Genomic DNA, 23,487 nt, shown 5'->3' on the forward strand with positions numbered 1-23,487 from the left:
CGAATCAAAATGGGAGTTCTTAAAGTTATAGAAGTATTATCGAATTCGAACGAAAGCTGGGAAGACGCAACTCAAAAAGCGGTAACACAAGCTTCAAAATCGGTTAAAAATATACGCTCGGTATATGTACAGGACCAAAGTGCTCTGGTAGACGGAGATAAAATAACGGAATATCGCGTAAATGTAAAACTCACCTTCGAGGTTCAGTAAACAACCCCGGGTGATATTTGTAACAAACGTTCCGTTTATACGGGGCGTTTTTTATATTTTTAATGTTCAATTTAGGAGCATGCTAAAAAAATTTCTCTTTATAATCCCCCTTTTAATTCTGTTACTTGGCTGTCAAAGCCCAAAAACAAAGGACATGACACATCAATATACCAACGACCTCATCAATGAAACCAGTCCTTATCTCCTTCAGCATGCTCATAATCCGGTAGACTGGAAACCCTGGAATGATAAGGTCCTTCAACAAGCCAAAGATGAGAACAAACTTATCCTTATCAGTGTAGGTTATGCTGCCTGTCACTGGTGTCATGTAATGGAAAAAGAGAGTTTTGAAGATTCGCTGGTGGCCGATATTATGAACCGGAATTTCATAAATATCAAAGTAGACCGGGAAGAACGCCCGGATGTGGATCAGGTGTATATGAATGCCGTACAATTAATGACAGGGAGTGGCGGATGGCCCATGAATGTGGTAGCCCTGCCGGACGGAAGGCCTTTCTGGGGAGGTACTTATTTCAGAAAAGATGATTGGTTGCGATCTTTAGAACAGATATCTGCTATATACCGGGATTCTCCGGAGAAAGTAATAGAATTTGCTGAAAATCTTGAAAAAGGATTAAAAGGCCTGAACCTGGTGGTACCCAACAGGGAAAAAGCCTCTTTTTCGGCGGAAGAGATCAAACTCAGCGTTGGTGAATGGTCTAAATATTTTGATCATCAAAGAGGCGGATTGAACCGGGCACCAAAATTCATGATGCCCAATAATTACCATTTTCTGATGCGCTACGCCTATCAGGCAGAGAATAGCGACATCATGGAATATGTAAACCGGACGCTTACCCAAATGGCTTACGGAGGGGTATATGATCAGATTGGCGGAGGTTTTTCGCGCTATTCGGTAGATGCCAAATGGCATGTTCCACATTTTGAGAAAATGCTCTATGACAACGGCCAGCTGGTAAGTTTGTATTCCGAAGCTTATCTTATTTCCAAGAATGAGCTCTATAAGGATATCGTTTATGAAACCCTCGATTTCGTTAAAAGAGAATTGACCAATAAGGAAGGAGCCTTCTATTCTTCTCTGGATGCCGACAGCAACAATGAAGAAGGAGAACTGGAAGAAGGGGCTTATTATGTATGGAAAAAGGAAGAGCTGAGCAAATTGCTCAAAGGCGACTTCGAGCTTTTTAAAGACTACTACAACATTAATGATTACGGCTTCTGGGAGCATAATAATTTTGTTCTTATCAGAAGGGATCCTGATAGTGAAATTGCCGGTAAACACGGTATTTCCGAAGAAGATCTGAAAAATAAGGTAAGCAGATGGAAAAAATTATTACTGAAGGAACGGGATAAACGTGATCGCCCGAGATTAGATGATAAAACACTGACTTCCTGGAACGCCTTAATGCTTAAAGGCTATATCAATGCCTATCAGGCTTTCGGGAAAGAGGATTTTCTAAAGACTGCTGTAAAGAATGCCGAATTTTTAGTAAAAAAACAATTGAGAGGAGACGGAGGTCTCAATCATAGCTATAAGGAAGGGAAAAGTACGATAAACGGTTATCTGGAAGATTATGCCAGCGTTATAGATGCTTTTATAAGCCTGTATGAGGTGACTTTAGACGAAAAATGGCTGAATACCTCCAGAGATCTGGCTAATTATTGTTTTGACCACTTTTTTGATGAGGAGAGTGAGATGTTCTTTTTTACTTCGGATGAAGACAGCTCGCTCGTAAGCAGAAGTATTGAAAAGACAGATAATGTGATCCCGGCTTCCAATTCTATTCTCGCCAAAGATCTTTTTAAACTTTCCCATTACTTCGGGAATGAAAAATACAAGCAGGTGTCGGTACAAATGCTGAACAATATGAAGAGTGATATTGCCGAATACGGATCGGGGCATTCCAACTGGCTGGATCTTATGCTGAATATGGCCGGCGATTATTACGAGATTGCCATCACCGGAAAAGAGGCAAAATCCAGGGTCAGGGAGATCAATAAAAACTATGTCCCCAACAAACTTATCGTGGGTAGTGAAAAGGAATCAAAACTCGATTTACTGGAGAATCGTTATGTGGAGGGTGAAACCTTTATTTATGTATGTGTGAACAGTGCCTGTAAGCTCCCTGTAAAAGAAGTTCCCGAAGCGCTGAAACAGCTTCGAAAAAGCCTGAAAACAACCGAATAGCAAATATACTCATGGAAATACTTCAAAAAATACTGATAGGATTCGTGGCCCTCGAACACCTGTACTTTTTGGTGCTGGAAATGTTTCTCTGGACAAAACCTTATGGCCGGAGGGCCTTTGGCCTGCAAAAGGATTTTGCCGAAAGCACAAAGGTGCTGGCTGCAAATCAGGGATTGTACAACGGTTTTCTGGCAGCCGGCCTTATCTGGTCTCTTCTGGAGACCAATATTGCGTTTGCGCAGGCATTACAGTACTTTTTCCTGGCATGTGTGATCATTGCAGGTATTTACGGAGCTTATTCCACTAAAAAGGCAAGGTTATTTTATGTACAATCGGTCCCCGCAATTATAGCCCTGGCGGTCATTCTGATGAATTAAAGGTATATCATCGATTATTTTATCCCTTTAGTGGATAAATTAAAAATTGCCGGGAGGATTTGGCGCTTTAAGCAGCTTTCTGCTGTTATTTGCATTTTGATAAAATAATAAACACTGTTAAAAACAAGAAATTATGGACTTAGAAAAATGGGTGGACAAAGGGATTGAATTCATAGCGGATTTCGGACCTAAGATCATCGGTGCCCTGCTTATATGGATCATCGGATCCTGGGTTATCAAAAAAATGATGAAAGGAATGAGTCACGTCATGAACAAAAACGATTATGACGAAAGCCTAAAGAAATTCCTGATCAGTCTGACAAGCTGGATACTCAAAGTATTGCTTATCCTGGCTGTTCTTGGAACAATGGGAGTTGAGACCACTTCTTTTGCCGCTATTATTGCTGCTGCCGGTCTGGCCATTGGTCTCGCTCTTCAGGGATCGCTGGCAAATTTTGCCGGAGGTGTACTTATCCTGATCTTTAAACCGTTTAAGGTAGGCGATCTTATCGAGGCTCAGGGAGAACTGGGAGTAGTTAAGGAAATCGATATTTTCACTACCAAGCTGAACTCTCCTACCAACAAACTGGTCATTATTCCGAACGGAACCCTTTCCAACGGAAACATCATCAATTATTCTGCCGAGGGTAAACTGAGGGTGGATCTGACCTTCGGAGTAGATTACGGTTCGGATATTAAACTTACCAAAGATGTTTTAATGGAAGTCCTTACAAGTAATCCCAAGGTGCTGAAAGATCCGGCCCCTATGGTTGCAGTATCGGAGCTTGCCGACAGTTCGGTAAACTTTGCGGTACGTCCGTGGGCCAATGTAGCCGATTACTGGGATGTATATTTCGAAACCATTGAAAACGGAAAAGAAGCCCTTGATAAGGCCGGAATCGAAATACCTTACCCACATCAGGTGGAGATCAGAAAGGAAGCTTAAGCTTTCTTCTTTCCTACAATAAAATCTTTAAGATAATAAGGTTCAAAATAAGCGACATCCTCAAAGTCGCTTATTTTGTATTTATGATAAGCCAGTTTATTCATTTCTTTAGCGGAAGGCACCTGTTCTGTCTTGGTAAAACGGGCATTCGGATGCTGAATAACTTCTTTGCATTTTTCGGTACCTGTACCTATAAAATGCACTTCAGATCGTGCTAAAAGATCCGAAAAGGAATCTTCATCAATTATCCTGGCTTCCGTTTCGGTAAGGCGATTGTGATCCTTATCGAAAGAAGCTGTATAGACTTCCATTCTGCGTGCATCCAGCATAGATACAATAGATCCTTTCTCTACCTGCTGCTGATGTGCCAGCGATTCTAAAGTAGGGATAGAAATAAGCGGAATGTCCAGAGAAAAACACAGTCCTTTTGCTGTTGAAACCCCTATACGGAGTCCGGTATAGGAACCGGGGCCTTTACTCACTGCAATTGCATTGAGGTCATTTAAAGAAAAAGAAGCATCTTTCAATGCTTCTTTTATGAACTTATGTAAATTTTCCGAATGTGAGTAATTCGGATTGTTTTCTTCTTTCAGTGCACAAAGTTCTCCGTCTTTTGCAATGCTCACGGAGCAATTTGTGGTAGATGTCTCTATACTTAGAATAATAGCCATAACGGCTACAAATATAAGTTAGTTTAGATCATCAATAGGTATTCCGAAATAGAATTCTAATACTTTTAGTTTAAAAATATAATCAAACTTTGTTCTGATCTCTTCTGCCTGGGCATTTTCCAATCTGGATTGTGCCTGGCTAAAGTCGAAGGAGTTCATCAGCCCTACATTAAAACGCTCTTTGGCATAGTTGTAAGCTTCCGTTCTCGCGATCAGTGTTTTTTGTGCGGCTTCATATGCTTTTAAAGCTGCCTGTGTATCGTTCCATGCCTGGTTAACCGTATTTTCAAGATCGAGTTTATCCTGCTCCAACTGAAGCTGAGCCTTATCTAAAGCAATTTTGCTTCTTTTGATCCTGTTACTTGTATTAAAACCGTTAAAAATCGGAACGTTCAGCTGTACTCCGTAGGATATACCATCAAAAGTGTAAAACTGTTGAATAAGGTCTGCCGGGATCTGATCGGTATAACGAGTATTATAATTAAAGAAACCGTTAAGTGTTGGATAAGAAGCCCCTTTGGATATCTCCAGGTCTTTTTTAGCCAATTCTACATTAGTTTCTGAGAATTTGATGTCATTCCTGAAAGTAACCGCCTTATCAAAGATAGTTCTTGGAGTATTGTTCAGGATAGTACTTGTGGGTACCAAAAAGTTCTCGTTGGCAATATCGAAATTCTCATAATCCTGGATCAATAACAACTGAGCCAATGCTATTTTAGACAGTCTAAGTGCATTTTCAGAATTGATGATCTGTTGTTCCTGAGTAGCCGCAGTTGCTTCGATCTCAAGCAGATCTCCCTTTGGCACTACTCCGGAGCTAACCAATTCTTTGGTCCTGTTAAGGTCCTGCTCCGTTACAGCATACTGAGCCTGAGCTACCACCAGGTTTTCTCTGTTAAAAAGGATCTGCAGATATCCGTTAGCCACTGCCAGTGAAATATCGTCCTTAATATCATCTAAACGGTATTGAGAGGCCACTTTATTAAGTTTTGCCCTTGTTAATTGCTTTAAATTCCTCAAACCGTCAAAAAGGGTCACTCCTGAGCTAATCCCGGCAGATATGGTTGTCTGAACCGTATTTTCAAGAATTCCCGTAGTTGGGTTTGTGGATAGACCGGTACTTGACGACAGCGTAGAATTACCGTTCAGGGATGGGATAAAATTCCCGATGGCATCTAACCTGTCTATATCGATATTTTCCAGGTCTAATTCCGATTGCTTAATGGTGATATTGTGTTCCAGTGCGTATTCAACACATTCCTTTAAAGTCCACTTTTTTTGTTGCGCATTGACAAAGAAAGTTGCCAATAACACAGTAACTAATGTTATTCTAAACCTCATAAGTTGTGATTGTTTCTTATTAATACTTATCGATTAATTATTGGTTATCGGCTGTTTCGTTCTTTACCGGTTCTGTTTTATTCCAAACTTTTACTTTATCTTCTTTTGTAAGACCGGAAACTATTTCTACATTAATCCCATCTGAGATCCCGATCTCTATATCTTTTCTTTCGAACTTCTGATCACCTACCTCTACTTCTACATAAGGCTTATCTGTTTCCTTATCGAACTGAAGTAAAGCTTCCTTAATAACCATGATATCTTCTTTTTTCTCCAATACCAAAGATGCATTAGCACTGTATCCTGCACGGATAAAAAAGTCTTCATCAAGATATACATCACCTTCAATCTTAAACTGAACAGCTCCCTGCTCTTCGTTTCCTTTAGGCGCTACAAACTTTAGCTCGGCATCGAACTCTTTGTTCTGAATAGCACCAAGACTGATCTTAAGAGGCATTCCTATTTTAAGTTTCCCTACTTCTGCTTCGTCTACTTTCCCTTCGAAGATCATTTTTCCAAGATCTGCAATGGTTGCAATGGTAGTACCATCATTAAAGTTATTACTCTGGATTACCTGATCTCCTTCCTTAACAGGGATCTCAAGTACCGTACCTGATACGGTAGCCCTGATATTGGTATTGGCAATGGAAGAACCTCCTGCAGAACCTTCTCTGATAATTCTCAGGTCGCTCTGTGCATTTTCAAGTTCTTGTTTTGCCTGATCGTAAGCAAGCTTGATATTGTTAAAATCCTGACTGGATACTACTCCCCTGTCAAAAAGGGTTTTGTTTCTGTCGTATTCGATCTTGGAGTTGTTCAATGAGATCTGTGCATTTCTCACTCTACCTCTCGCACTGTTCAAAGTTTGTTCGTTAGGAACCACTTTTACTTTGGCGATAAGAGCTCCTGCTTTTACTTTATCTCCTTCTTCCAGGTAGATCTTTTCAATGATACCGGATATCTGTGGTTTAATATTTACCTCATCTTCAGGGATCACCTTTCCTGTAGCTACCGTTTTTTGCTCAATACTTGCTGTAAAAGGCGTTTCGGTCTCATAAACTACAGGGGACTTGGCATTCGATTTGACAAAGTATGCAGCTGCAAATAATCCTCCAATGACAAGGAATGCAATAAAACCGTATTTCAATATTTTTTTCATTCTAATGTATTTTTTTATGGTTGTTTAGTGTATCTATATATTAATTATTCTTCTCTTAATGCGTCTATAGGTTTAATACTTACCGCTCTCTGTGCCGGTATAAGGCCGATGAGTGTTCCCAGGATAACCATGAGGGCAACAGCACCTCCGATATAAACAAGGGGAACCGTCGGGTTTGTATAAGGTATCCCATCACCATTTTGCGTAAAACTGTTTATAATTGCCAGTACAAACGACCCGAAAATAATTCCGATAAACCCGGCTATAAAGGTAAGAAATACAGATTCCAGAATGATCTGGCCTCTAACCTCTCTCGGAGTTGCTCCAAGTGCACGGCGAACTCCAAGTTCTTTGGTACGTTCCTTTACCGATATCAGTAATATATTCCCGATTCCGACCACTCCGGCAATGATGGTAGCAATACCCACGATCAGGGATAAAAAGGTCATCCCTTTGGAAAAGCCCATGATCCTGTTAAAGATCTCTCCCAGGTTAAAAGAACCGAAGGCTCTTTCATCATCGGGGTGAACCCTGTGGTTACTCTTTAGTACCGCCTTTACATCTTCTTCAACCTGTATCACATCGGCATCTGCAAAAGCAGCTATGGAGAACCAATCTACATTCTCTCCGGTATTGTAAAGTTTTTTATAGGTAGTAAACGGGATAAAGATATCACTGTCACTTTCAAAACCTCCGCCAGGTACAAACTTATGTACTCCGACTACCTGAAAGTAAATATCGTCTACCCGAATATATCCTCCTATGGGGTTCTCGTCTTTCTCAAAAAGTTCTTTTTGTGTACGTTCACCAATCACGCATACTTTACGGCCATACTTAATATCCTCATCATTAATAAACCTTCCGCCATCGTATATTTTCTTTGTGGCAATTTTGGTAAACACAGGGAAATCTCCGTAAATACTGTAACTTCCTGTTTTCTGTCCCCTTACTACATTGGCTCCTCCGGAACCTCCGAAAACACCTTTTGCATTTCTCGGGGCTATATACTGAATTTCAGGGATCCTGTTTTGCAGAATTCGCGCATCATCCAGTTTCAACTGAAGTGATCTTCCGGTCTTAAACCCTTCGTAAGGAATACTGGTACTCTGGGCCCAGGCAAACATACTGTTCATGGCCACGGTCTCGAATTCTCTTTCAAATCCGTTATCCAGACCTTTTGCCGAACCTGAGAGGGCAATATAAATGAATATTCCCCAAACTACTCCTACAACTGTAATAACAGTTCTCAGTTTGTTTTTCCGGATCGATCCGAAAATTTCCTGCCAGGTATCTCTGTCAAAAATAAATCTCATAGTATAATACTTTATTCGTCCCTTAATGCCACAATAGGTTTGATCCTTGCGGCCCTTTTAGCCGGAAGATACCCTGCCAATGCACCCGAAACTATAAGGAGTACGGTTGCAAAAATACCGGTTCCTATCTTGATATAGGGATTGGTAATAAAGTAATCTTCCAGTGTTAAATCCAAGGAGCCTAAAACAGCAACTCCTATCATTAATCCTACAAATCCAGCGATCGTAGTTATAAAAACAGATTCTATAATAATCATTCCGATAACAGCTCTTGGAGTAGCTCCCAGGGCTTTACGGATACCCAATTCCTTTGTTCGTTCCTTAACGGTAAACACCATTATGTTACTGATACCTATGATCCCGGCTATAATGGTTCCGAAAGCCACCACCGATACAATGGTCTGAAGCACCCGTGCAAACTGCTGGTTCTGCTTCAACTGATCGGCAACGTTCCTGATAAAAAGAGCGTTCTGATCATCGGGGTGTATATTGTGTTTATCCTTTAAATATTTTGTCAGTTTACTTTCAAATACCAGGGAACCTGCATGACCTATCTTCGGGTCGAAGGCCAGGATGATCTGGTCTATTTTATCTGTATTTTTTTCTATAAGCTGCCTTGTTGTATAGGGGATATAGATAAATCTTTCCTCATTATCTCCACCATCATCCTGAAAAACACCAATAACCTTAAAGGAGCTCCCTCCTATATCTATATATTTCCCGATAGCATTTCCTCCGCCGGGAAAGAGGTCTTTTTCTACCAAACGTCCTATTACAGCATATTTCGTTCTGTTCTTAATATCTTCTCCGTTAAGATACCTTCCCTTCATGATGATGGTCTTTTCGGCAAACTGATGCGCCGGACCAACCGCTCTGGTTGTATAATTGTTAGACTCATTGTCGTACTTTACCAAAGCACCTCTGGAAATTCTCGGAGTTATATAATCGAGATAAAAGGCGAAATTATCGCTAATTTCTTCCATATCTTCATTTTTAAACTCTATACGTCTGTTGGATTTAAATCCTTTATATGGCATGGATGTACGTCCGGCAAAAAGGAAAAAAGTATTGGTGGCGTCATCCTGGAAAAATTTATCAAAGGTATTGATCAGACCATTTCCGAAACCGTAAAGGGTTACATAGATAAATATCCCCAAGGCTACGGTAAAGCCGGACAAAAAGGTCCTGAGCTTATTTTTCCGAATCGTCTGAAAAATCTCCTGCCAACGATCTCTGCTAAACATATGCTGATGCTCTTACTTGTTCTACTTTCTCATCTTTTTCGATAACACCATCCCTCAGGTGTACAATACGCTTGCACATATGTGCAATATCGGGTTCGTGAGTAACTACCAGAATAGTATTTCCCTGATCGTTGATCTGCTGTATCAGGTCCATTACTTCATAGGAAGTTTTACTGTCCAGTGCTCCCGTAGGCTCATCGGCAAGAAGTACTTTAGGTTCTGCAGCCATAGCTCTTGCTATTGCCACCCTTTGTTTCTGTCCTCCCGAAAGCTCACTCGGCAAATGCCCGGCCCACTCTTTAAGACCTACCTGCTCCAGGTACTTTAAGGCTTTGCGCTGACGCTCCTTTCTTCCTACTTTCTGATAGTACAAAGGAAGGGCTACATTTTCCATAGCCGTTTTATAATTGATCAGATTAAAGGACTGGAAAACAAAACCAAGGAATTTATTCCTGTAATTGGCAGCTTTTGTCTCATTTAAATTCCTGATCTCAACCTTATCCAGGTGATAATCTCCGGAATCTGCCTCATCCAGCATCCCAAGGATATTGAGTAAAGTAGATTTTCCTGAACCCGAAGATCCCATAATGGCTACCAACTCTCCTTCTTTAACCGAAAAATCTATTCCTTTTAGAACATGAAGGGAATTACTTCCCATCTTATAAGATTTGTGAAGATTTTTAATTTCAATCATGGTTAGTTAATTAGATGCAACCTTAAATCATTCCCGATTCTCATTGCATTTATGTTGTGTTAAAAGCTGTTTTTTTATTGTCTTTTGTACATAAGACTACAAGTGCTAAAAAATGTTACAACTTAATTTGTGAAGAAAATGTTAAATAAATAAAAAAAAGAAGTCAATAGCTGCCAAAAACAGGCTGATTATTAACTTCTTCCTTTATGAATAGTTCTGAAAAGATTGTCTAATTCCAGACTTTGATCTTATCGCTTTCGTTTATGCCCGACTTAACTTCAACGAATATTCCGTCGCTCAAACCGAGTTCAACATCTTTTCTTTCGAATTGCTGGTCGCCTGTTTCGATCTCAACATAAGGCTTTTTGGTCTCCGCATCGTATTGTACCAATGCTTCCTTTATTACAAGTACATCATTGGCCCTGGCAAGGATGATAGAAGCATTTGCACTTAGTCCGGCCCGGATAAAAGTAGTATCCTGTTTCTTTAGAGTTCCTTTGATCTCAAACTGAATAGCGCCGTTCTCTGCTTTACCTTTAGGTGCAATATAATCCAGCACTGCATTAAAGGTCTGGTCTTCAATAGCTCCTACTGTTATTTCAAGCGGAAGGCCCTCTTTTATCTTTCCAACTTCCGATTCGTCTACCTTCCCTTCAAAGATCATCTTGTTCACATCTGCCAGGGTGGCTATAGTGGTCCCGTCGTTAAAGGTATTACTCTCAATAACCTGGTTCCCTACTTCTACCGGTACTTCCAATACCATTCCTCCTACTGTAGAACGAATAAGGGTATTTGCAGATTTCCCCAGGCCTCTTGTAGTTCCCGTTCTGATGATATCGTAATTCTGATTGGCAGAATTATAGCTCTGTAAGGCCTGCTGATAACTCACTTCAGCACGCTCCAGATCTACCTTAGAGATCACTCCTCTGTCGAAAAGCCCCTTCTGACGATCATAATTCCGTTTCTGATCGTCCAGGCTGATCTTGGCTGTCTGGATATTATTCTTGGCTGTGTTTAAGGAAGATAAATTGGGTACTACCCTGATCTTTGCAATAAGATCTCCTTCCTTAACCTGATCTCCGCCCTCTATATATATTTCTTCTATAACCCCTGAAATATTCGGTTTTATCAGCACTTCTTCCAAAGGCAGGATACTGCCAACGGCTACCGTCTTTTTAACCACGGTCTGTTTTGCCGGCAGCTCGGTGGTATAGGTTACCGGGTCTTCCGAGTTCTTCTGATATAAATAGTACATGGCAAAGCCAAAAGTTACCACGATCCCTATTAAAATTAAGACGGTTATTAATTTTTTCATTGTATTTAGGTTTTCTTATCTGTCAACTTAATTTATTCTGTTCTTATAGCGTCTACCGGACGAACTTTAATAGCGTTCTGTGCCGGGATCAGTCCTGCAAGCAGACCTGAAACGATCAATATGGTCAAAGCTATGGAAACCACCCCGATATTTACACTCGGATTGGTAAACATATCTACCGGGCCATTGGAATCCAGTGCGTAATTGATCAGGTAAATGACCAGGGAAGCAAAAGCTATTCCGGCCATTCCCGATATGATGGTTAAAAAGATAGACTCCATCAATATCTGTCCTCTAATAGACCAGGGGCTCTCACCAAGCGCCCTTCTTATTCCAATCTCCTTGGTACGTTCCTTAACCACAATAAGCATAATGTTACTTACTCCGATGATCCCCGACAACAAGACGAGGGTACCCACAAAGTAAGCTACCAGGCGTAAGGCTGCAAAAAGCCGCACTATCCTGCTGTAATCTTCAAAGAGATCGAAATGCCCCACTGCTCGGGTATCGTCCGGGTGGATCTTATGATTCTCTTTAACCACTTTAAAAACACTTTCCTTTAAGTCCGAAATAGAGTATTTATCTTCTGCAGTAATAGCCATCCAGCCTACTCTATCTCCCATGTTAAATGCCTGGGAAAAAGCAGTAAAGGGTGTAAATATTTCTTTCTGTGCTTCTTCACTATCACCGTCGGTATTTTTCTTTTTATACACCCCGATCACCAGGAAGCTCACTCCCCGTATTTTGATGTAGGTACCTATCACCTCTTCTTCCTTATCGTAAAGACTTGCCTTTACTCCCTCTCCGATGACAGCCACTTTTCTTTTGTCAATTATATCAGCATAATTAATAAAGCGTCCCTGAACTATATCCATAGGCTCCTGTTGTATGATTTCGGGATAATCGCCATACACATTAAAAGCTCCTGCATTTATTCCCCTTATCACATTATTGGCACCACCAAAACCACCCAGTTGGTTTCTTGGAGAGACAAATCTTAAATGATCTACATTTTGCCTGATCGCTTCAACATCGTCTACCTTAAAATTGTACCGCCTTCCTTTGGGTAAACCTTTATAGGGTTTGGAAACGGTCTGTGTCCACATAAAGATGGTATTGGTAGCTGTATCTCCGAAATCCAGTTTCACCCCGTTCTCAAGACCCTTTCCTGCCGCCAGTAAAATAATAAGGATAAATATTCCCCAGAAAACACCAAAGGCCGTAAGCAGGGTCCTGAACCAGTTTGTGGTCAGTACCTCTAAAATTTCTTTCCAACGGTCTCTGCTAAACATTTTCTGTTTTTTAAGGGTTATTCATCTCTTAAAGCAACTATGGGTTTGATCCTTGCGGCTCTCCATGCCGGGAAAAAGCCTGCAACGGCTCCGGCAAAGATCAGAACGAATACCGTGGTCATAGCCACCTGGAAATTTACAGAAGGGTTTACGATATAATCCACTTCTATATTCGGTCCGAGGAGCTCCAGGAGTCCCATACTGAAAATAAGGCCTCCAAAACCGGAGAAAGCAGTAACAAAAACAGATTCCTGCAGAATCATTCCGATAATCGGCCATGGCTTGGCGCCCAGGGCTTTCCTGATCCCGATCTCCCGGGTTCTTTCTTTTACAATAATTAGCATGATATTACTAACTCCCACTACTCCTGCAATAATGGTACAGATACCCACGAACCAGAAGAAAAGTTTAATATTATCTACCAGGGTGTAATAGCGTTTTGCTTCATCAAGGGCGTTAAAAACGTGAACGGCACCGTTATCATCGGGTGCAACGGTATGGAATTGCTTCAGATAGGTTTCCAGTTCTGCAGAGAACTTATTCGATGCCTGCACTGCCTTTTCAAAGTTTTCTTCGGGTTGCATGGTAAAAGACAAGTTCGCAACCCTGTTCCCTCCGTTAAAAACACGCTGAGCAGTAGTAATGGGAACAAAGACCCTGTTCTCTTCTCTTTCCCCTCCTTCATCGGAATAAACCCCCACTATTTTAAAGTTGATACCTGATAACTGAAGGATCTTATCTATAGGATCTTCTTCCTTAAACAGTTCGTTTTTTACCTTGGTACTAATGACCACCACTTTATTCACCTCCTCCAAATCGCGGTAATTCAGGAACCTTCCCTCTTCCATTTTCTGGTTCTCAATAAACTGATAGTCCGGACTAACTCCCTGTATGCCGTAATTCCCTGATTCTTTTTTGTAATTGATAAGGCCACCTCTGATCCTGAAGATCGATGATTTATATTCCAGCTCCTTATTGTACTTTGTAGTGAGGTAGTCGTAGTTCTCATTATTCATCACTACAAACCTACCCGGGTTAAGACCTTTGTGTTCTTTGGTAGTTACCTGAGTCCAGACCCATATGCGATTGGTTGCATCTGCTTCAAACTCTGCCTGGATCCCATTACGCATCCCCTGGCCAAATCCGAGAAGGATCACCAAAATAAAAATTCCGGAAGCTACAGACAGCCCCGTTAAAAAGGTTCTTAGTTTATTTTTGCGAATAGTGTCGAAAATCTCCTGCCAGCGCTCTATATCAAACATATTTTCAGGCTCAAATTTTAGTTTGTTTATGCTATGCAGCGATAATATTACATCTAATGTTCAATCACTTACATACAATAGACTAAGACATATCTGATTTGTTACAGTTTGGGCCTTAAAATTTTACGCTTTTTTAAGCAGGTGAATTTTTTCTGAGTGCCTTGTAGATAAAATACCCTAATGCCCCTACGAGAATATAGGGAATCGCCATAAGGTAAATGATCCCGTTATTGATACCCTTGGCTGCAGATTGCTCTTCTCCGCTCTCCAATACAGCACGGCACATGGCGCATTGTGCATCCGATGCTTCGGGCAACAGAAAAACAAATAATATTATTACGAAAACAAGCTTTTTCAAAGTCTTAGTTTTTATTTACAAATATACGCTTAATGAACATAATAAGGAGAGATCATCAGATATACCACAACTCCCGTAACCGCTACATATAGCCAGATAGGGAAGGTAATCTTAGCTATCTTCCTGTGTTTATCAAAACGTTTGGACAAAGCCCTTACGTAGGTAATAAGTACCAGCGGAATAATGACTATGGAGAGCAAAATATGAGATATAAGAATAAAGAAATACAGGTACCTCATTACTCCTTCCCCTCCGTATGAAGTAGAATCTGAAGTCATATGATAAGCAACATACATTACCAGAAAGGAGATAGATAAAAGAATACAGGCCTTCATCAGGCGTTCGTGTAAAACTCTTTTTCCATTCTTAATTGCTATAACCGCAAGGACAAGCAACACTGCCGTGATCCCGTTAATGGTAGCGTAAATAGGTGGCAAAAACGATAAAGGTTCTACGTTAGGGATCTTAATTCCGAAAAGCGCTGCTACCACCAGGGGAATAGCTACCGATAAAATCTTAATCCACTTATTGTATTTAGTCTCATCAACGGTTTCTGCCATTTTCTTATTCCTTTAAAAGTTTTGCAATATCTTCTTTCAGCATATCTATACCTTCCTGCTCTATCGCACTGTAATACACGATCGGGTTTCCGAAATCGTCTCTTCTGGATCTGATAAATCCGTTCTTATCTATCAGTGCCACATTCCCGGAATGTTCAAAACCTCCGGGGGCCTGACCATCCTCAGCAGCATAGATATTAAATCCGTAATTAGCCAGATCGTAAATATCTCTTTTTGCTCCGGTAAGCAGGTTCCAGTCTATATTGGTAATCTTATACAGTTCGGCATATTCCTTTAACACGAAAGGTGTATCGTGCTCCGGGTTGATGGAGAAAGAAGCTATTCCGAAATTGTCAAAAGATTTAAACTCTTCCTGTAATTGCACCAGGTTCTTACTCATGATGGGACAAATGGAAGGGCAGGTAGTAAAAAAGAACTCTACCAGATATACCTTTCCTCTGTAATCCTTATCGGTAATAAGGAGACTGTCCTGATTTAAAAATGAGAATTCGGGAACTTTACGTTTTTCATTATTCAGGACTACATATACCAATTCATCTTTATCTATCCGGGCTTCTTCTACCGTAGTTCCGCTTTTGATCCTGTCTATGATACGAGGGATAAAGATTATTCCAAAAATGAGGATCACAAAAGAGACCCAAACATATGTATAATTATTTTTCTTCATTACTTCTCTCTGTACGCATTGTTCTTTTTTAATGCCAGTCTGTATTCCGCTAGAATAATCTTGACATCATCTTCCATTTTATTGTTTATCTCCGACACAGAGGTGGCATCAAAGCCATAAAGGGTCTCATCTCCTTTTCTCCCTCTGAGGTTACGATCCTTATCGATAATAAAAACCCTCGGTGTGCTCAGGTGCTCATCCAGGGCATAATCAGATCCCAGGCTGTTAAACAACGTTTCAATGTCTTCCTTATCCCCGAAAATAAACTTCCAGTTTACCGTATCGGTAAGGTTACTCAATTCTGCTTTCAGCTCCTTTACCTTCTCCTCCTGTCCTTTGGGAAGTACAATAACGAACTGAAAATCCTTGAATTCATAGAAGCGCTTGTATATCTTCTGGTTCAGATTAAAGGCATTTCCTTTTTTAAACTCAACGTTATCGCCAAAAAAACCCAGGATAGTGATCTTATTCTGAAGGGTTACATTTTCACCATCGAGCGAATTAAAATGCGTAACATCCTTAACTCCGATGGTCATGGTGGGAAGTTTAGCAAAATTATTCACTCCCGAAGCAAAGAACAGATATGCTACGATCGGGAGTATAAAAAGAACACCAAGTACAAAAAACTTTTTCACAGTTTCGTTTTATTATCTAATACATCCCCCTCCTGAGGAAACGGGATAAAAAAAGACGGCCTAAACCGTCTTTCTGAATATTGTTATCTATTAAAAGTTCCAGCTCACAAAGCCATCTCTCATGACCTCGTAAATGTAATTTCCTTCTACCAACAAAATAAAGGCAAGGTAAGGGATCAGTATTACGAGAGGTAAAACGATAGACCATGTAAGGCTTCCTTTTTCATCTCTTAAGTGCATAAAGTCCCAGGCAATATAATAAGCCTTTACAATAGTTAAAAATATAAAGATCCAGTTAAGGGCCTTCATCCCGATGATCTTTACATCTAACATTTCAGGTTTATAGATACCAAGAATTACCTCGATAGCTGTTACTAAAGAAAGAAAAACAAGAACTCCCCATATCTTCTGTTCGTTCGATTTGAACTTTAATAAACCTCTGAATATTGCTAATTTATGTGTATCGTGTGCCATTTCTTTTAAAATCTATTATAATTAAACCAGGTAGAAGAAGGTAAATACAAATACCCAAACTAAATCTACAAAGTGCCAGTAAAGTCCAACTTTTTCAACCATTTCATAGTGCCCTCTTTTTTCATAGGTACCTAAAATAACGTTGAAAAAGATAATGGCATTAATTACTACTCCGGAAAATACGTGGAAACCGTGGAATCCTGTAATAAAGAAGAAGAAATCTGCAAACAATCTGCTTCCGTATTCGTTTCTTATCAGGTTAGCTCCTTCAACCACTAAAACGGCATCTTTTATTTTCTTCGCTGATTCCGATCTTGTCAATACGGTCTTTTCACCTTCCTCATTAAGGAATTCGGTTCTGATAAGGATATTATCGTGAGCATTAAATCCTGCTACTACCTCATTTACCGAATAAGATGGCAAGCTACCTTCTTTGGTAAACCACAGCCCGTCTTTTCTTGTATGATGCGCTCTTTCACCGGGAAGTTCCTGTGCGAAATCTGCAATAGCCACACGCTTTCCGGTATCCTGATCTACAAACTGAAGTATTCTACCTCCTTTGGTTTCCAGAGCTCCGTAGTCTCCTTTAATAAAGGTAGCCCACTCCCAGGCCTGAGAACCAACGAACATTGCACCACCAAGAATGGTAAGCAACATATACCAGGCAACTTTTGTTTTTTTCATTTTATGACCTGCATCCACTGCAAGTACCATGGTTACGGAAGACATGATCAATATAAAGGTCATTAAGGCCACATAGATCATCGGCAGCTCTTGTCCGTGTGCAAAAGGGAAGTGAGTAAACACTTCATCTGCAATTGGCCAGGATTCTATGAATTTAAATCTTGAAAACCCATAGGCCACCAAGAATCCTGAGAATGTTAATGCATCGGAAACGATGAAAAACCACATCATCATTTTCCCGTAACTGGCAGCTAGAGGTTTATTTCCTCCGCTCCAAACTTTACCTTCGTTTTCTGTACTTGTAACAGTAGCTTCCATAAAAAGTTGTCTGTTTTTAAAAATTGCCCAAATTTACGCTTTTTTCTTATCTAAAGAAATAGAAAAATAAAATGAGGTAAACCCATAGAAAATCCAGAAAATGCCAAAAAGTTGCACCTAGCTCTAAACCAAGAGTTTTACCTTCGTTATACTTCTCTTTAAAATGATTATAAATTATTACAACTAACACGATTATACCTGCAACAACGTGTGCTATATGCGCTATTGTTATTGCGTATAAAAAGGAAGTTGTAACTGTACTTTGACTTCCTGTAAAATAATATCCGTTCTCGATAATCTGTCCGTATCCCTTAAACTGGAACACAATAAACAGTATTCCCAGCACCAAAGTACTCAACAACAGCAACATTCCATCACGATTTTTCCCTTTCTTAATGGCTTTTTTAGCCAGGTGAATAGTTACACTACTCAGCAAGATGGTAATCGTACTCCATAAGAAAGCACCAGGCAATTCGAAATCCTGAAGCCAGTCGGGCCTGTTCTTACTTACCACATAGGCACTGGTAAGCCCGGCAAACATCATAAGCAGGCTAATTATACCAAACCAAAGCATCATTTTCTTTGCTCTGGCATCTTTTTCATTAAAACTTCCTTGCGTTAAATCCATTCCAGCTTATAAAAATTTATCTATTACGTACACGATCTGCATAAGGGTTATATAGGAAACACTTGCCAGCATTAAATTCCGTGCCGATTTATTATCTCTTTTATTGTATAGTTTAAATGCAAACAGCAACATCCCCAGTCCTAAAAGGAACACGATTATTGCCGCTACTACAGACAACTGCAATCTTCCCGTTAATCCGCTTACCGGAAAAACAGAGATCAGGATCATCCAAATGGTATACATAATGATCTGCAAGGCAGTTGCTTTATCTTTCTTTCCTGTCGGAAGCATATGGAAACCTCCTTTTTTATAATCGTCGTCCAGTACCCATCCGATAGCCCAGAAGTGCGGGAACTGCCAGAAGAACTGTATCATAAAAAGGGTTCCGGGTTCTATACCGAAATCATTGGTAGCTGCTACCCATCCCAGCATAAAGGGAATGGCTCCCGGAAAAGCTCCGGCAAATACCGATAAAGGTGTCTTTGTTTTTAAAGGAGTGTACACACTGGTGTACAGGAAAATTGAAATAGCCCCGAACATAGCTGTTTTAGGATTCACCGTATAAAGTGTAATAATTCCTAAAATGGTAAAAAGAGTAGCAATGATAAAAGCAGTATTCACAGACATCCTTCCTGCCGGAATAGGCCTGTTCTTGGTACGAGTCATCAAAGCATCGAGATCTCTTTCTATGATCTGGTTATAAGCATTGGAAGCTCCTACCATAAAATATCCTCCCAAAGCGAGGAGGCCTAAAATCTTAAAATCTATAGTTTCAGCACCCAGAAGATATCCGGCTAAAGAAGAGAATACAACACTTACCGCCAAACCTGCTTTAGTAATCTGCTTAAAATCTTCAACAACTGAAGCTACGGAATGTGTTTTTGTAGTAGTGCTCAATGCAGTTTTCATCAATCTTTTCTAAATCGAGTGCAAAGATAGGTCACAATAGATTTTTATGCAATGATTTTCAAACAGTTTTGCACAAAGAACTCCTGTTTTGTTAAAATACTTATGCTCAAAATGCGTAATTTTCCATTCGGACGCACGTCCAAGCTAAATATCAAAATTAACGACTATGAAATTTATACACAGAACACTCTCTTTTTTGCTCTTTGTTTGTATTTCTGCCAATGCACAAAACAGAAATGAGATAAAAGTAGAGACCCTCAAACTAACCGATCAGGTTTATATGCTGATTGGCCAGGGAGGAAATGTAGGTATTTATGCCAGTGAGAACGGGCTGATCATGGTAGATGATCAATACCCGCACATGACCCCTAAACTGATGGAAGCTATTAAATCTATCTCAGATAAACCCATTAAATTTCTACTGAACACCCATTGGCACGGAGACCATTCGGGAGGAAATGAAAATTTTAACAAGGGAGATGTAGTGCTTGTTGCTCACGAAAACGTTCGCAAACGTATGAGTACAGAACAGTTTAATAAGGAGTTTAACAGAAAAACACCGGCTTCTCCTGAAGCTGCACTTCCGGAAGTTACTTTTACGGATGATATCACTTTCCATATGGACGGAGAGAATATCATGGTTTTCCACGTACATGACGCGCATACCGACGGAGATGCTATCGTATATTTTGCAGATAACAATGTTCTGCACATGGGGGATACTTATTTCGGAAAGAAATATCCTTTTATCGACATCAGCAGTGGTGGAAGTGTAAACGGAGTTATAGGAGCTATCAAAAAAGCATTGATCGTTGCAAACGACGACACCATCATCATTCCGGGACACGGAGGTCGCTCCAACAAGGCTGAGCTCAGAGCATATCTTACCATGCTGGAAGAGATCAAAGCCAATGTAGAAGCCAGGATTGCAGAAGGTAAATCGGAAGAAGAGATTGGAAAAGATGCTTCTATTACCAAAAAGTACGACGATAAGAATTACGGAGACTGGTTTATCAAATCGGATTTTATGAGGCTGACTTTCTACAGAAGTCTTTCAAAATCCAAATAAAAGATACCATCCATAAAATATAAAGGTCCGGGAGTTCCCGGACTTTTTTTATTGATAATCGTTATACCAGTTAAACAGATCTGTTCTCAGGCCAATATTAAACCAGGTAGTACTGTTCTTAAAGGTTGCTGTCGTTTCTGCGGAAGGATCAAAGTTCCGATAGATAAAGTTCCCGAAAACCTTCAGGTTGGTTGCAGGATTGATCAGGTAACCGATCTGCATATCCGCAAAAAAGGTAGAAGCCTTGTTCCCCTGTAAAAGTTCTATCCCGTTATCGGAAGGCCTGTTATCTTCACTTGTAAATATATTTCCACCAAAGCTGGTAGTATCGCCCTCTATATCGAGCCCCTGCTCTCCATAGATCAGACGGGCCGTCCCGAACCATCGCTTGTAGTTGTAGTTTGCGGTTCCGATAACCTCCCTGAAATTAGCTCCTCTAGGGTGCGCTAAAGGTTGATTATTATGACCGAAATTCAGTCTGATGGTATTATGCGAATAAGTATAAGGCCTTACCTGGTTAAACTCTGCCTGTAGCAGAAGTCCGTCTACCTTAAAGGCGTTGTAATATTTTATTCCCAACTGGATCCCGTATTTATTCCTGAAATTCTGTTCTCTTCCAAAGAAATCATCAATAGAAAGTTCATCCAGGATAAATTGTCCGTAAAGATTTATACGGTCGTTCCACTTAAATTTAGAGCTCAAACCGAGAATGGCATTTCCGGCCCTTGATCCCGTAGCGAATTCTATAAAGCGATAAAAGATCAGCGGGTTGAGATAATTTACATCCAGTCCCCTGTCGTTCGATGTATCCCATACCACAGCTTCATAAAAGCCCAGGTTAAGTTTTTTGGAAACATTCCAGCTCAGATAATGGGTGGCCACATACTTGGTGAGGAAAGCACCGTCTTCTGTGGCTTCCGGCCTTACATCCCTGAGAGACATCCAGGTGTTGGTATATTTTATCTTCCAGAAACTGGTATTGAGTTTCAGAAAGGGGTATGGCGATGCAATATCACTCAGGAAAAGGGAGCGATAACCGTCTCCGATAAAATTCCTGCCATGACCAAACTGCACATTAAAATTTTTACTGGGGCTATAAGAGATATATCCTTCAGCTACCGGGTAATCGAAGGCATCTTCATTAAATTCCTTGGCGATCCCTCTTCCGGGAATGATAGCCGGGTTTCCTCCCGAAGGACGTATACTTCTGGCAAAGTCATTAAAGTAGTTTGCAAACCGGCCCTGGCTTTCGAAAAGAGAGGCCGAAAAGTTAAATTTCTTTCCAAGACCACCCCGCACATACACACCCCGGGTATTATTATAGGTATAATCTACCTCATCACTGTTATCCTTTCCTAACTGCAAATCTGCCACCGGGTCCAGGGTAAACCAGTAGTCCTTCCCCTTTACGGTAACCATATGCTCATCCCACCATTTGCGTCCGAACCAGCTTTTTTTGTTTTTGGAAAGGGATTTATTGTAGGCTTCCAGATCAAAATAATCTGCCACTGCACTGTACACATAAGGCTTGACCGCTGTATGATTATTACTTCCCACCTGGTTAAGTGCTGCATCAAACAGGGCGTAACGCTGGTGAGAAAAAGGAATATTTAATTCACTGGAATATTCATCATTTGCATATTTCTGTCGTTCTTCAACGATCTTTTTAAATTCATCGGAAGCATCCTTTGTAAATTCATCAACTTTCTTTGTCGTCTGAACCAGGGGTTCCGTATTGGCTTCCAACGGTATCTTTAATCGCATGGAAAACTGCATATAGGTAGGTTCTCCGCTATAGGTTGGCGGGCTAATTACCGGAAGTTGTGAAAATACTCTACCGAGTTCATCTTTTAATTCGTTGTATACCGCATCCACATACATTAAACGGAAGGCTCCTTCCTCATTCACTTCAAACAGAAAAGACATTTCTCCGGTATAGGCTTCTTCGGTAACAACAGATGGAATTTTAAAGTTATCGACAAGAAACGCTCTTAAGGTGGTATCAAAACAATCTTTCAGCTCGGAAATGGCTTTGTCTTTACATTCATCAAAAACAGGGTATTTTTCGTAGGTGGCTGAAGATTCCTGAGCCTGAGCACTCAAAACAGCAGAAAAGAAAACAAGAGTGAATAACTTTCGCATGAAATTTCCTATCAATTTATATTATTCCTGAAAGCAAGAGCAATATACAGTTTTTATCAATTATAGATTAACGTATTTTTAAAATAAAAATTCCTGCCGAAGCAGGATTTTTTTTAGTTTCTTATCTGGAAAATTATGGGTTTGGAAAAAATAACCTCCACTTTCCGGTTGTTGTTCCTTCCCGGCTGCATCTGAGGGATGCGTTCCATAACCCGTTTTGCTTCCTTCTCCAGGGCCGGATGTGGCGCCCGTACTTTAATATCGGTAACTTCTCCTTCCTTGTCTATTTTAAACTGTACATCTATACGTTGTCTTCCCGAAAGACCGTAAAGAGATCCTAAAGAAGTATCGAAATGTTTTAAAACAATGCGATTGATCCTTTCGGACATACACGCTATCCTTTCGGAATTCGTAACCACATCTTCACAACCGTCGAAGATGGGAGCAAATTGAACTGCCAGGATATTTACAGGTTCCTCCTCAGGGCCTGCCACTTCAAGTTTGTCCAGGTCCAGGTCTGTTGGAGGTAGATCTTCCGCATTCGTCAATACCGTTTCCATAACCCTTTTATCTTCGTTATCTATAACGTCAAATTTATCGATGGCTTCTACGGGAGGGATCTTTTTCTCCACCTTAGATTCCTCCAGTACCTTCTCCGGTTCCTGGTAAACAGTAAAATCAGGAACGGGGTCTTCATCGATAACATATACTTTTTCATCAGCGAGAGCAACCTCCGGATTCAGATAGGGGAAAGCAGCTTCAAGGGCCAGATATACTGTTAATAAACTCACAATAAGCCCTATTTGAAAATGTAACAAGCCGTTTTTTCGTAAATTAGCGTCATGCTTCTTGCATTTACTTTTCTGCACCTCATTGCCGTGAGGTGCAGCATAATTTTTAGTGTAACCTTTCATAATATATGGTTTTAATGTTAATGTTACGTTAAGCACAAGAAGCATACCAAAAAGAAAAATCCCGCTTAAAAGCGG

24 protein-coding genes are annotated in these 23,487 nt (G+C 40.4%); 5 read left to right on the forward strand and 19 right to left on the reverse strand.

Annotated features, from left to right (window positions below):
* Positions 1 to 9: 9 nt before the first annotated feature.
* From GWK08_RS04255 to GWK08_RS04270, 4 genes are all read left to right on the forward strand, one after another.
* Positions 10 to 210, forward strand: a complete 201-nt coding sequence (locus GWK08_RS04255) for a dodecin family protein (protein WP_163605655.1) — start codon at positions 10 to 12, stop codon at positions 208 to 210.
* Positions 211 to 364: 154 nt separating this feature from the next.
* Entirely contained in the window at positions 365 to 2,419 is a 2,055-nt protein-coding gene (locus GWK08_RS04260; protein ID WP_163605656.1) for a thioredoxin domain-containing protein, read from the forward strand.
* Positions 2,420 to 2,430: 11 nt separating this feature from the next.
* On the forward strand, positions 2,431 to 2,796 hold the full coding sequence (locus GWK08_RS04265; protein ID WP_163605657.1) for a DUF1304 domain-containing protein: 366 nt from the start codon (positions 2,431 to 2,433) through the stop codon (positions 2,794 to 2,796).
* A gap of 133 nt (positions 2,797 to 2,929) precedes the next feature.
* Positions 2,930 to 3,742: a mechanosensitive ion channel family protein gene (locus GWK08_RS04270; RefSeq protein WP_163605658.1), complete on the forward strand. Its 813-nt coding sequence runs from the start codon at positions 2,930 to 2,932 to the stop codon at positions 3,740 to 3,742.
* Here GWK08_RS04270 and tsaB read toward each other — a convergent pair.
* The 17 genes from tsaB to cyoE all read right to left on the reverse strand — a co-directional run bounded on the left by tsaB (position 3,739) and on the right by cyoE (position 19,287).
* Positions 3,739 to 4,413, reverse strand: a complete 675-nt coding sequence (gene tsaB / locus GWK08_RS04275) for a tRNA (adenosine(37)-N6)-threonylcarbamoyltransferase complex dimerization subunit type 1 TsaB (protein WP_163605659.1) — start codon at positions 4,411 to 4,413, stop codon at positions 3,739 to 3,741. The genes GWK08_RS04270 and tsaB overlap by 4 nt on opposite strands.
* Positions 4,414 to 4,431: 18 nt before the next feature.
* Positions 4,432 to 5,754 (reverse strand): TolC family protein, encoded by a 1,323-nt coding sequence (locus GWK08_RS04280; protein WP_163605660.1) that lies wholly within the window; start codon positions 5,752 to 5,754, stop codon positions 4,432 to 4,434.
* A gap of 37 nt (positions 5,755 to 5,791) precedes the next feature.
* On the reverse strand, positions 5,792 to 6,913 hold the full coding sequence (locus tag GWK08_RS04285; protein ID WP_163605661.1) for an efflux RND transporter periplasmic adaptor subunit: 1,122 nt from the start codon (positions 6,911 to 6,913) through the stop codon (positions 5,792 to 5,794).
* 44 nt (positions 6,914 to 6,957) lie between these two features.
* On the reverse strand, positions 6,958 to 8,226 hold the full coding sequence (locus GWK08_RS04290) for an ABC transporter permease (protein WP_163605662.1): 1,269 nt from the start codon (positions 8,224 to 8,226) through the stop codon (positions 6,958 to 6,960).
* Between the two features lie 11 nt (positions 8,227 to 8,237).
* The gene (locus GWK08_RS04295) at positions 8,238 to 9,470 is read right to left on the reverse strand and encodes an ABC transporter permease (protein WP_163605663.1); all 1,233 of its coding nucleotides are present in this window, start codon (positions 9,468 to 9,470) and stop codon (positions 8,238 to 8,240) included.
* Complete coding sequence (locus GWK08_RS04300; RefSeq protein WP_163605664.1) at positions 9,463 to 10,164, reverse strand: ABC transporter ATP-binding protein; 702 nt, start codon at positions 10,162 to 10,164, stop codon at positions 9,463 to 9,465. The genes GWK08_RS04295 and GWK08_RS04300 overlap by 8 nt, the downstream gene beginning before the upstream one ends.
* Positions 10,165 to 10,393: 229 nt before the next feature.
* Positions 10,394 to 11,479, reverse strand: a complete 1,086-nt coding sequence (locus GWK08_RS04305; protein WP_163605665.1) for an efflux RND transporter periplasmic adaptor subunit — start codon at positions 11,477 to 11,479, stop codon at positions 10,394 to 10,396.
* 32 nt (positions 11,480 to 11,511) lie between these two features.
* On the reverse strand, positions 11,512 to 12,771 hold the full coding sequence (locus GWK08_RS04310) for an ABC transporter permease (protein ID WP_163605666.1): 1,260 nt from the start codon (positions 12,769 to 12,771) through the stop codon (positions 11,512 to 11,514).
* A gap of 17 nt (positions 12,772 to 12,788) precedes the next feature.
* Positions 12,789 to 14,033, reverse strand: coding sequence for an ABC transporter permease (locus GWK08_RS04315; RefSeq protein ID WP_163605667.1), 1,245 nt, complete (start codon positions 14,031 to 14,033; stop codon positions 12,789 to 12,791).
* A 133-nt stretch (positions 14,034 to 14,166) separates the two neighbouring features.
* Positions 14,167 to 14,391, reverse strand: a complete 225-nt coding sequence (locus GWK08_RS04320; protein WP_163605668.1) for a hypothetical protein — start codon at positions 14,389 to 14,391, stop codon at positions 14,167 to 14,169.
* A gap of 29 nt (positions 14,392 to 14,420) precedes the next feature.
* Positions 14,421 to 14,951 (reverse strand): DUF420 domain-containing protein, encoded by a 531-nt coding sequence (locus GWK08_RS04325; protein WP_163605669.1) that lies wholly within the window; start codon positions 14,949 to 14,951, stop codon positions 14,421 to 14,423.
* Between the two features lie 4 nt (positions 14,952 to 14,955).
* Positions 14,956 to 15,639, reverse strand: a complete 684-nt coding sequence (locus tag GWK08_RS04330; RefSeq protein WP_163605670.1) for an SCO family protein — start codon at positions 15,637 to 15,639, stop codon at positions 14,956 to 14,958.
* The gene (locus tag GWK08_RS04335; protein WP_163605671.1) at positions 15,639 to 16,274 is read right to left on the reverse strand and encodes a hypothetical protein; all 636 of its coding nucleotides are present in this window, start codon (positions 16,272 to 16,274) and stop codon (positions 15,639 to 15,641) included. Before GWK08_RS04335 ends, GWK08_RS04330 begins: the two co-directional genes overlap by 1 nt.
* Before the next feature lie 90 nt (positions 16,275 to 16,364).
* Positions 16,365 to 16,748 carry a cytochrome C oxidase subunit IV family protein gene (locus tag GWK08_RS04340; RefSeq protein ID WP_163605672.1) on the reverse strand — a complete coding sequence of 128 codons (384 nt, stop codon included), beginning with the start codon at positions 16,746 to 16,748 and terminating at the stop codon, positions 16,365 to 16,367.
* Between the two features lie 21 nt (positions 16,749 to 16,769).
* Complete coding sequence (locus GWK08_RS04345; RefSeq protein ID WP_163605673.1) at positions 16,770 to 17,750, reverse strand: cytochrome c oxidase subunit 3; 981 nt, start codon at positions 17,748 to 17,750, stop codon at positions 16,770 to 16,772.
* Positions 17,751 to 17,796: 46 nt separating this feature from the next.
* Positions 17,797 to 18,378 (reverse strand): cytochrome c oxidase subunit 3, encoded by a 582-nt coding sequence (locus GWK08_RS04350; protein ID WP_163605674.1) that lies wholly within the window; start codon positions 18,376 to 18,378, stop codon positions 17,797 to 17,799.
* A gap of 6 nt (positions 18,379 to 18,384) precedes the next feature.
* Entirely contained in the window at positions 18,385 to 19,287 is a 903-nt protein-coding gene (gene cyoE, locus GWK08_RS04355; RefSeq protein WP_163605675.1) for a heme o synthase, read from the reverse strand.
* 166 nt (positions 19,288 to 19,453) lie between these two features.
* On the opposite strand from cyoE, the gene GWK08_RS04360 reads away from it, so the two are divergent.
* A complete protein-coding gene (locus GWK08_RS04360; protein ID WP_163605676.1) occupies positions 19,454 to 20,356 on the forward strand; it encodes an MBL fold metallo-hydrolase in 903 nt (300 codons plus the stop codon).
* A gap of 48 nt (positions 20,357 to 20,404) precedes the next feature.
* Here the strand turns inward: GWK08_RS04360 and GWK08_RS04365 are convergent, their stop codons facing one another.
* Together GWK08_RS04365 and GWK08_RS19365 are read right to left on the reverse strand one after the other, a co-directional pair.
* Entirely contained in the window at positions 20,405 to 22,498 is a 2,094-nt protein-coding gene (locus GWK08_RS04365; protein ID WP_163605677.1) for a gliding motility protein RemB, read from the reverse strand.
* Between the two features lie 113 nt (positions 22,499 to 22,611).
* Positions 22,612 to 23,289 (reverse strand): energy transducer TonB, encoded by a 678-nt coding sequence (locus GWK08_RS19365; protein WP_163605678.1) that lies wholly within the window; start codon positions 23,287 to 23,289, stop codon positions 22,612 to 22,614.
* Positions 23,290 to 23,487: the final 198 nt, after the last annotated feature.

The sequence above is a fragment of the Leptobacterium flavescens genome, assembly GCF_010671605.1.
Taxonomy (GTDB): Bacteria; Bacteroidota; Bacteroidia; order Flavobacteriales; family Flavobacteriaceae; genus Leptobacterium; species Leptobacterium flavescens.

Coding starts and splice junctions, on each gene's coding strand:
- GWK08_RS04255 (WP_163605655.1), top strand. CDS start 10: ATGGGAGTTCTTAAAGTTATAGAAGTATTATCGAATTCGAACGAAAGC.
- GWK08_RS04260 (WP_163605656.1), top strand. CDS start 365: ATGACACATCAATATACCAACGACCTCATCAATGAAACCAGTCCTTAT.
- GWK08_RS04265 (WP_163605657.1), top strand. CDS start 2,431: ATGGAAATACTTCAAAAAATACTGATAGGATTCGTGGCCCTCGAACAC.
- GWK08_RS04270 (WP_163605658.1), top strand. CDS start 2,930: ATGGACTTAGAAAAATGGGTGGACAAAGGGATTGAATTCATAGCGGAT.
- tsaB (WP_163605659.1), bottom strand. CDS start 4,413: ATGGCTATTATTCTAAGTATAGAGACATCTACCACAAATTGCTCCGTG.
- GWK08_RS04280 (WP_163605660.1), bottom strand. CDS start 5,754: ATGAGGTTTAGAATAACATTAGTTACTGTGTTATTGGCAACTTTCTTT.
- GWK08_RS04285 (WP_163605661.1), bottom strand. CDS start 6,913: ATGAAAAAAATATTGAAATACGGTTTTATTGCATTCCTTGTCATTGGA.
- GWK08_RS04290 (WP_163605662.1), bottom strand. CDS start 8,226: ATGAGATTTATTTTTGACAGAGATACCTGGCAGGAAATTTTCGGATCG.
- GWK08_RS04295 (WP_163605663.1), bottom strand. CDS start 9,470: ATGTTTAGCAGAGATCGTTGGCAGGAGATTTTTCAGACGATTCGGAAA.
- GWK08_RS04300 (WP_163605664.1), bottom strand. CDS start 10,164: ATGATTGAAATTAAAAATCTTCACAAATCTTATAAGATGGGAAGTAAT.
- GWK08_RS04305 (WP_163605665.1), bottom strand. CDS start 11,479: ATGAAAAAATTAATAACCGTCTTAATTTTAATAGGGATCGTGGTAACT.
- GWK08_RS04310 (WP_163605666.1), bottom strand. CDS start 12,771: ATGTTTAGCAGAGACCGTTGGAAAGAAATTTTAGAGGTACTGACCACA.
- GWK08_RS04315 (WP_163605667.1), bottom strand. CDS start 14,033: ATGTTTGATATAGAGCGCTGGCAGGAGATTTTCGACACTATTCGCAAA.
- GWK08_RS04325 (WP_163605669.1), bottom strand. CDS start 14,951: ATGGCAGAAACCGTTGATGAGACTAAATACAATAAGTGGATTAAGATT.
- GWK08_RS04330 (WP_163605670.1), bottom strand. CDS start 15,639: ATGAAGAAAAATAATTATACATATGTTTGGGTCTCTTTTGTGATCCTC.
- GWK08_RS04340 (WP_163605672.1), bottom strand. CDS start 16,748: ATGGCACACGATACACATAAATTAGCAATATTCAGAGGTTTATTAAAG.
- GWK08_RS04345 (WP_163605673.1), bottom strand. CDS start 17,750: ATGGAAGCTACTGTTACAAGTACAGAAAACGAAGGTAAAGTTTGGAGC.
- GWK08_RS04350 (WP_163605674.1), bottom strand. CDS start 18,378: ATGGATTTAACGCAAGGAAGTTTTAATGAAAAAGATGCCAGAGCAAAG.
- cyoE (WP_163605675.1), bottom strand. CDS start 19,287: ATGAAAACTGCATTGAGCACTACTACAAAAACACATTCCGTAGCTTCA.
- GWK08_RS04360 (WP_163605676.1), top strand. CDS start 19,454: ATGAAATTTATACACAGAACACTCTCTTTTTTGCTCTTTGTTTGTATT.
- GWK08_RS04365 (WP_163605677.1), bottom strand. CDS start 22,498: ATGCGAAAGTTATTCACTCTTGTTTTCTTTTCTGCTGTTTTGAGTGCT.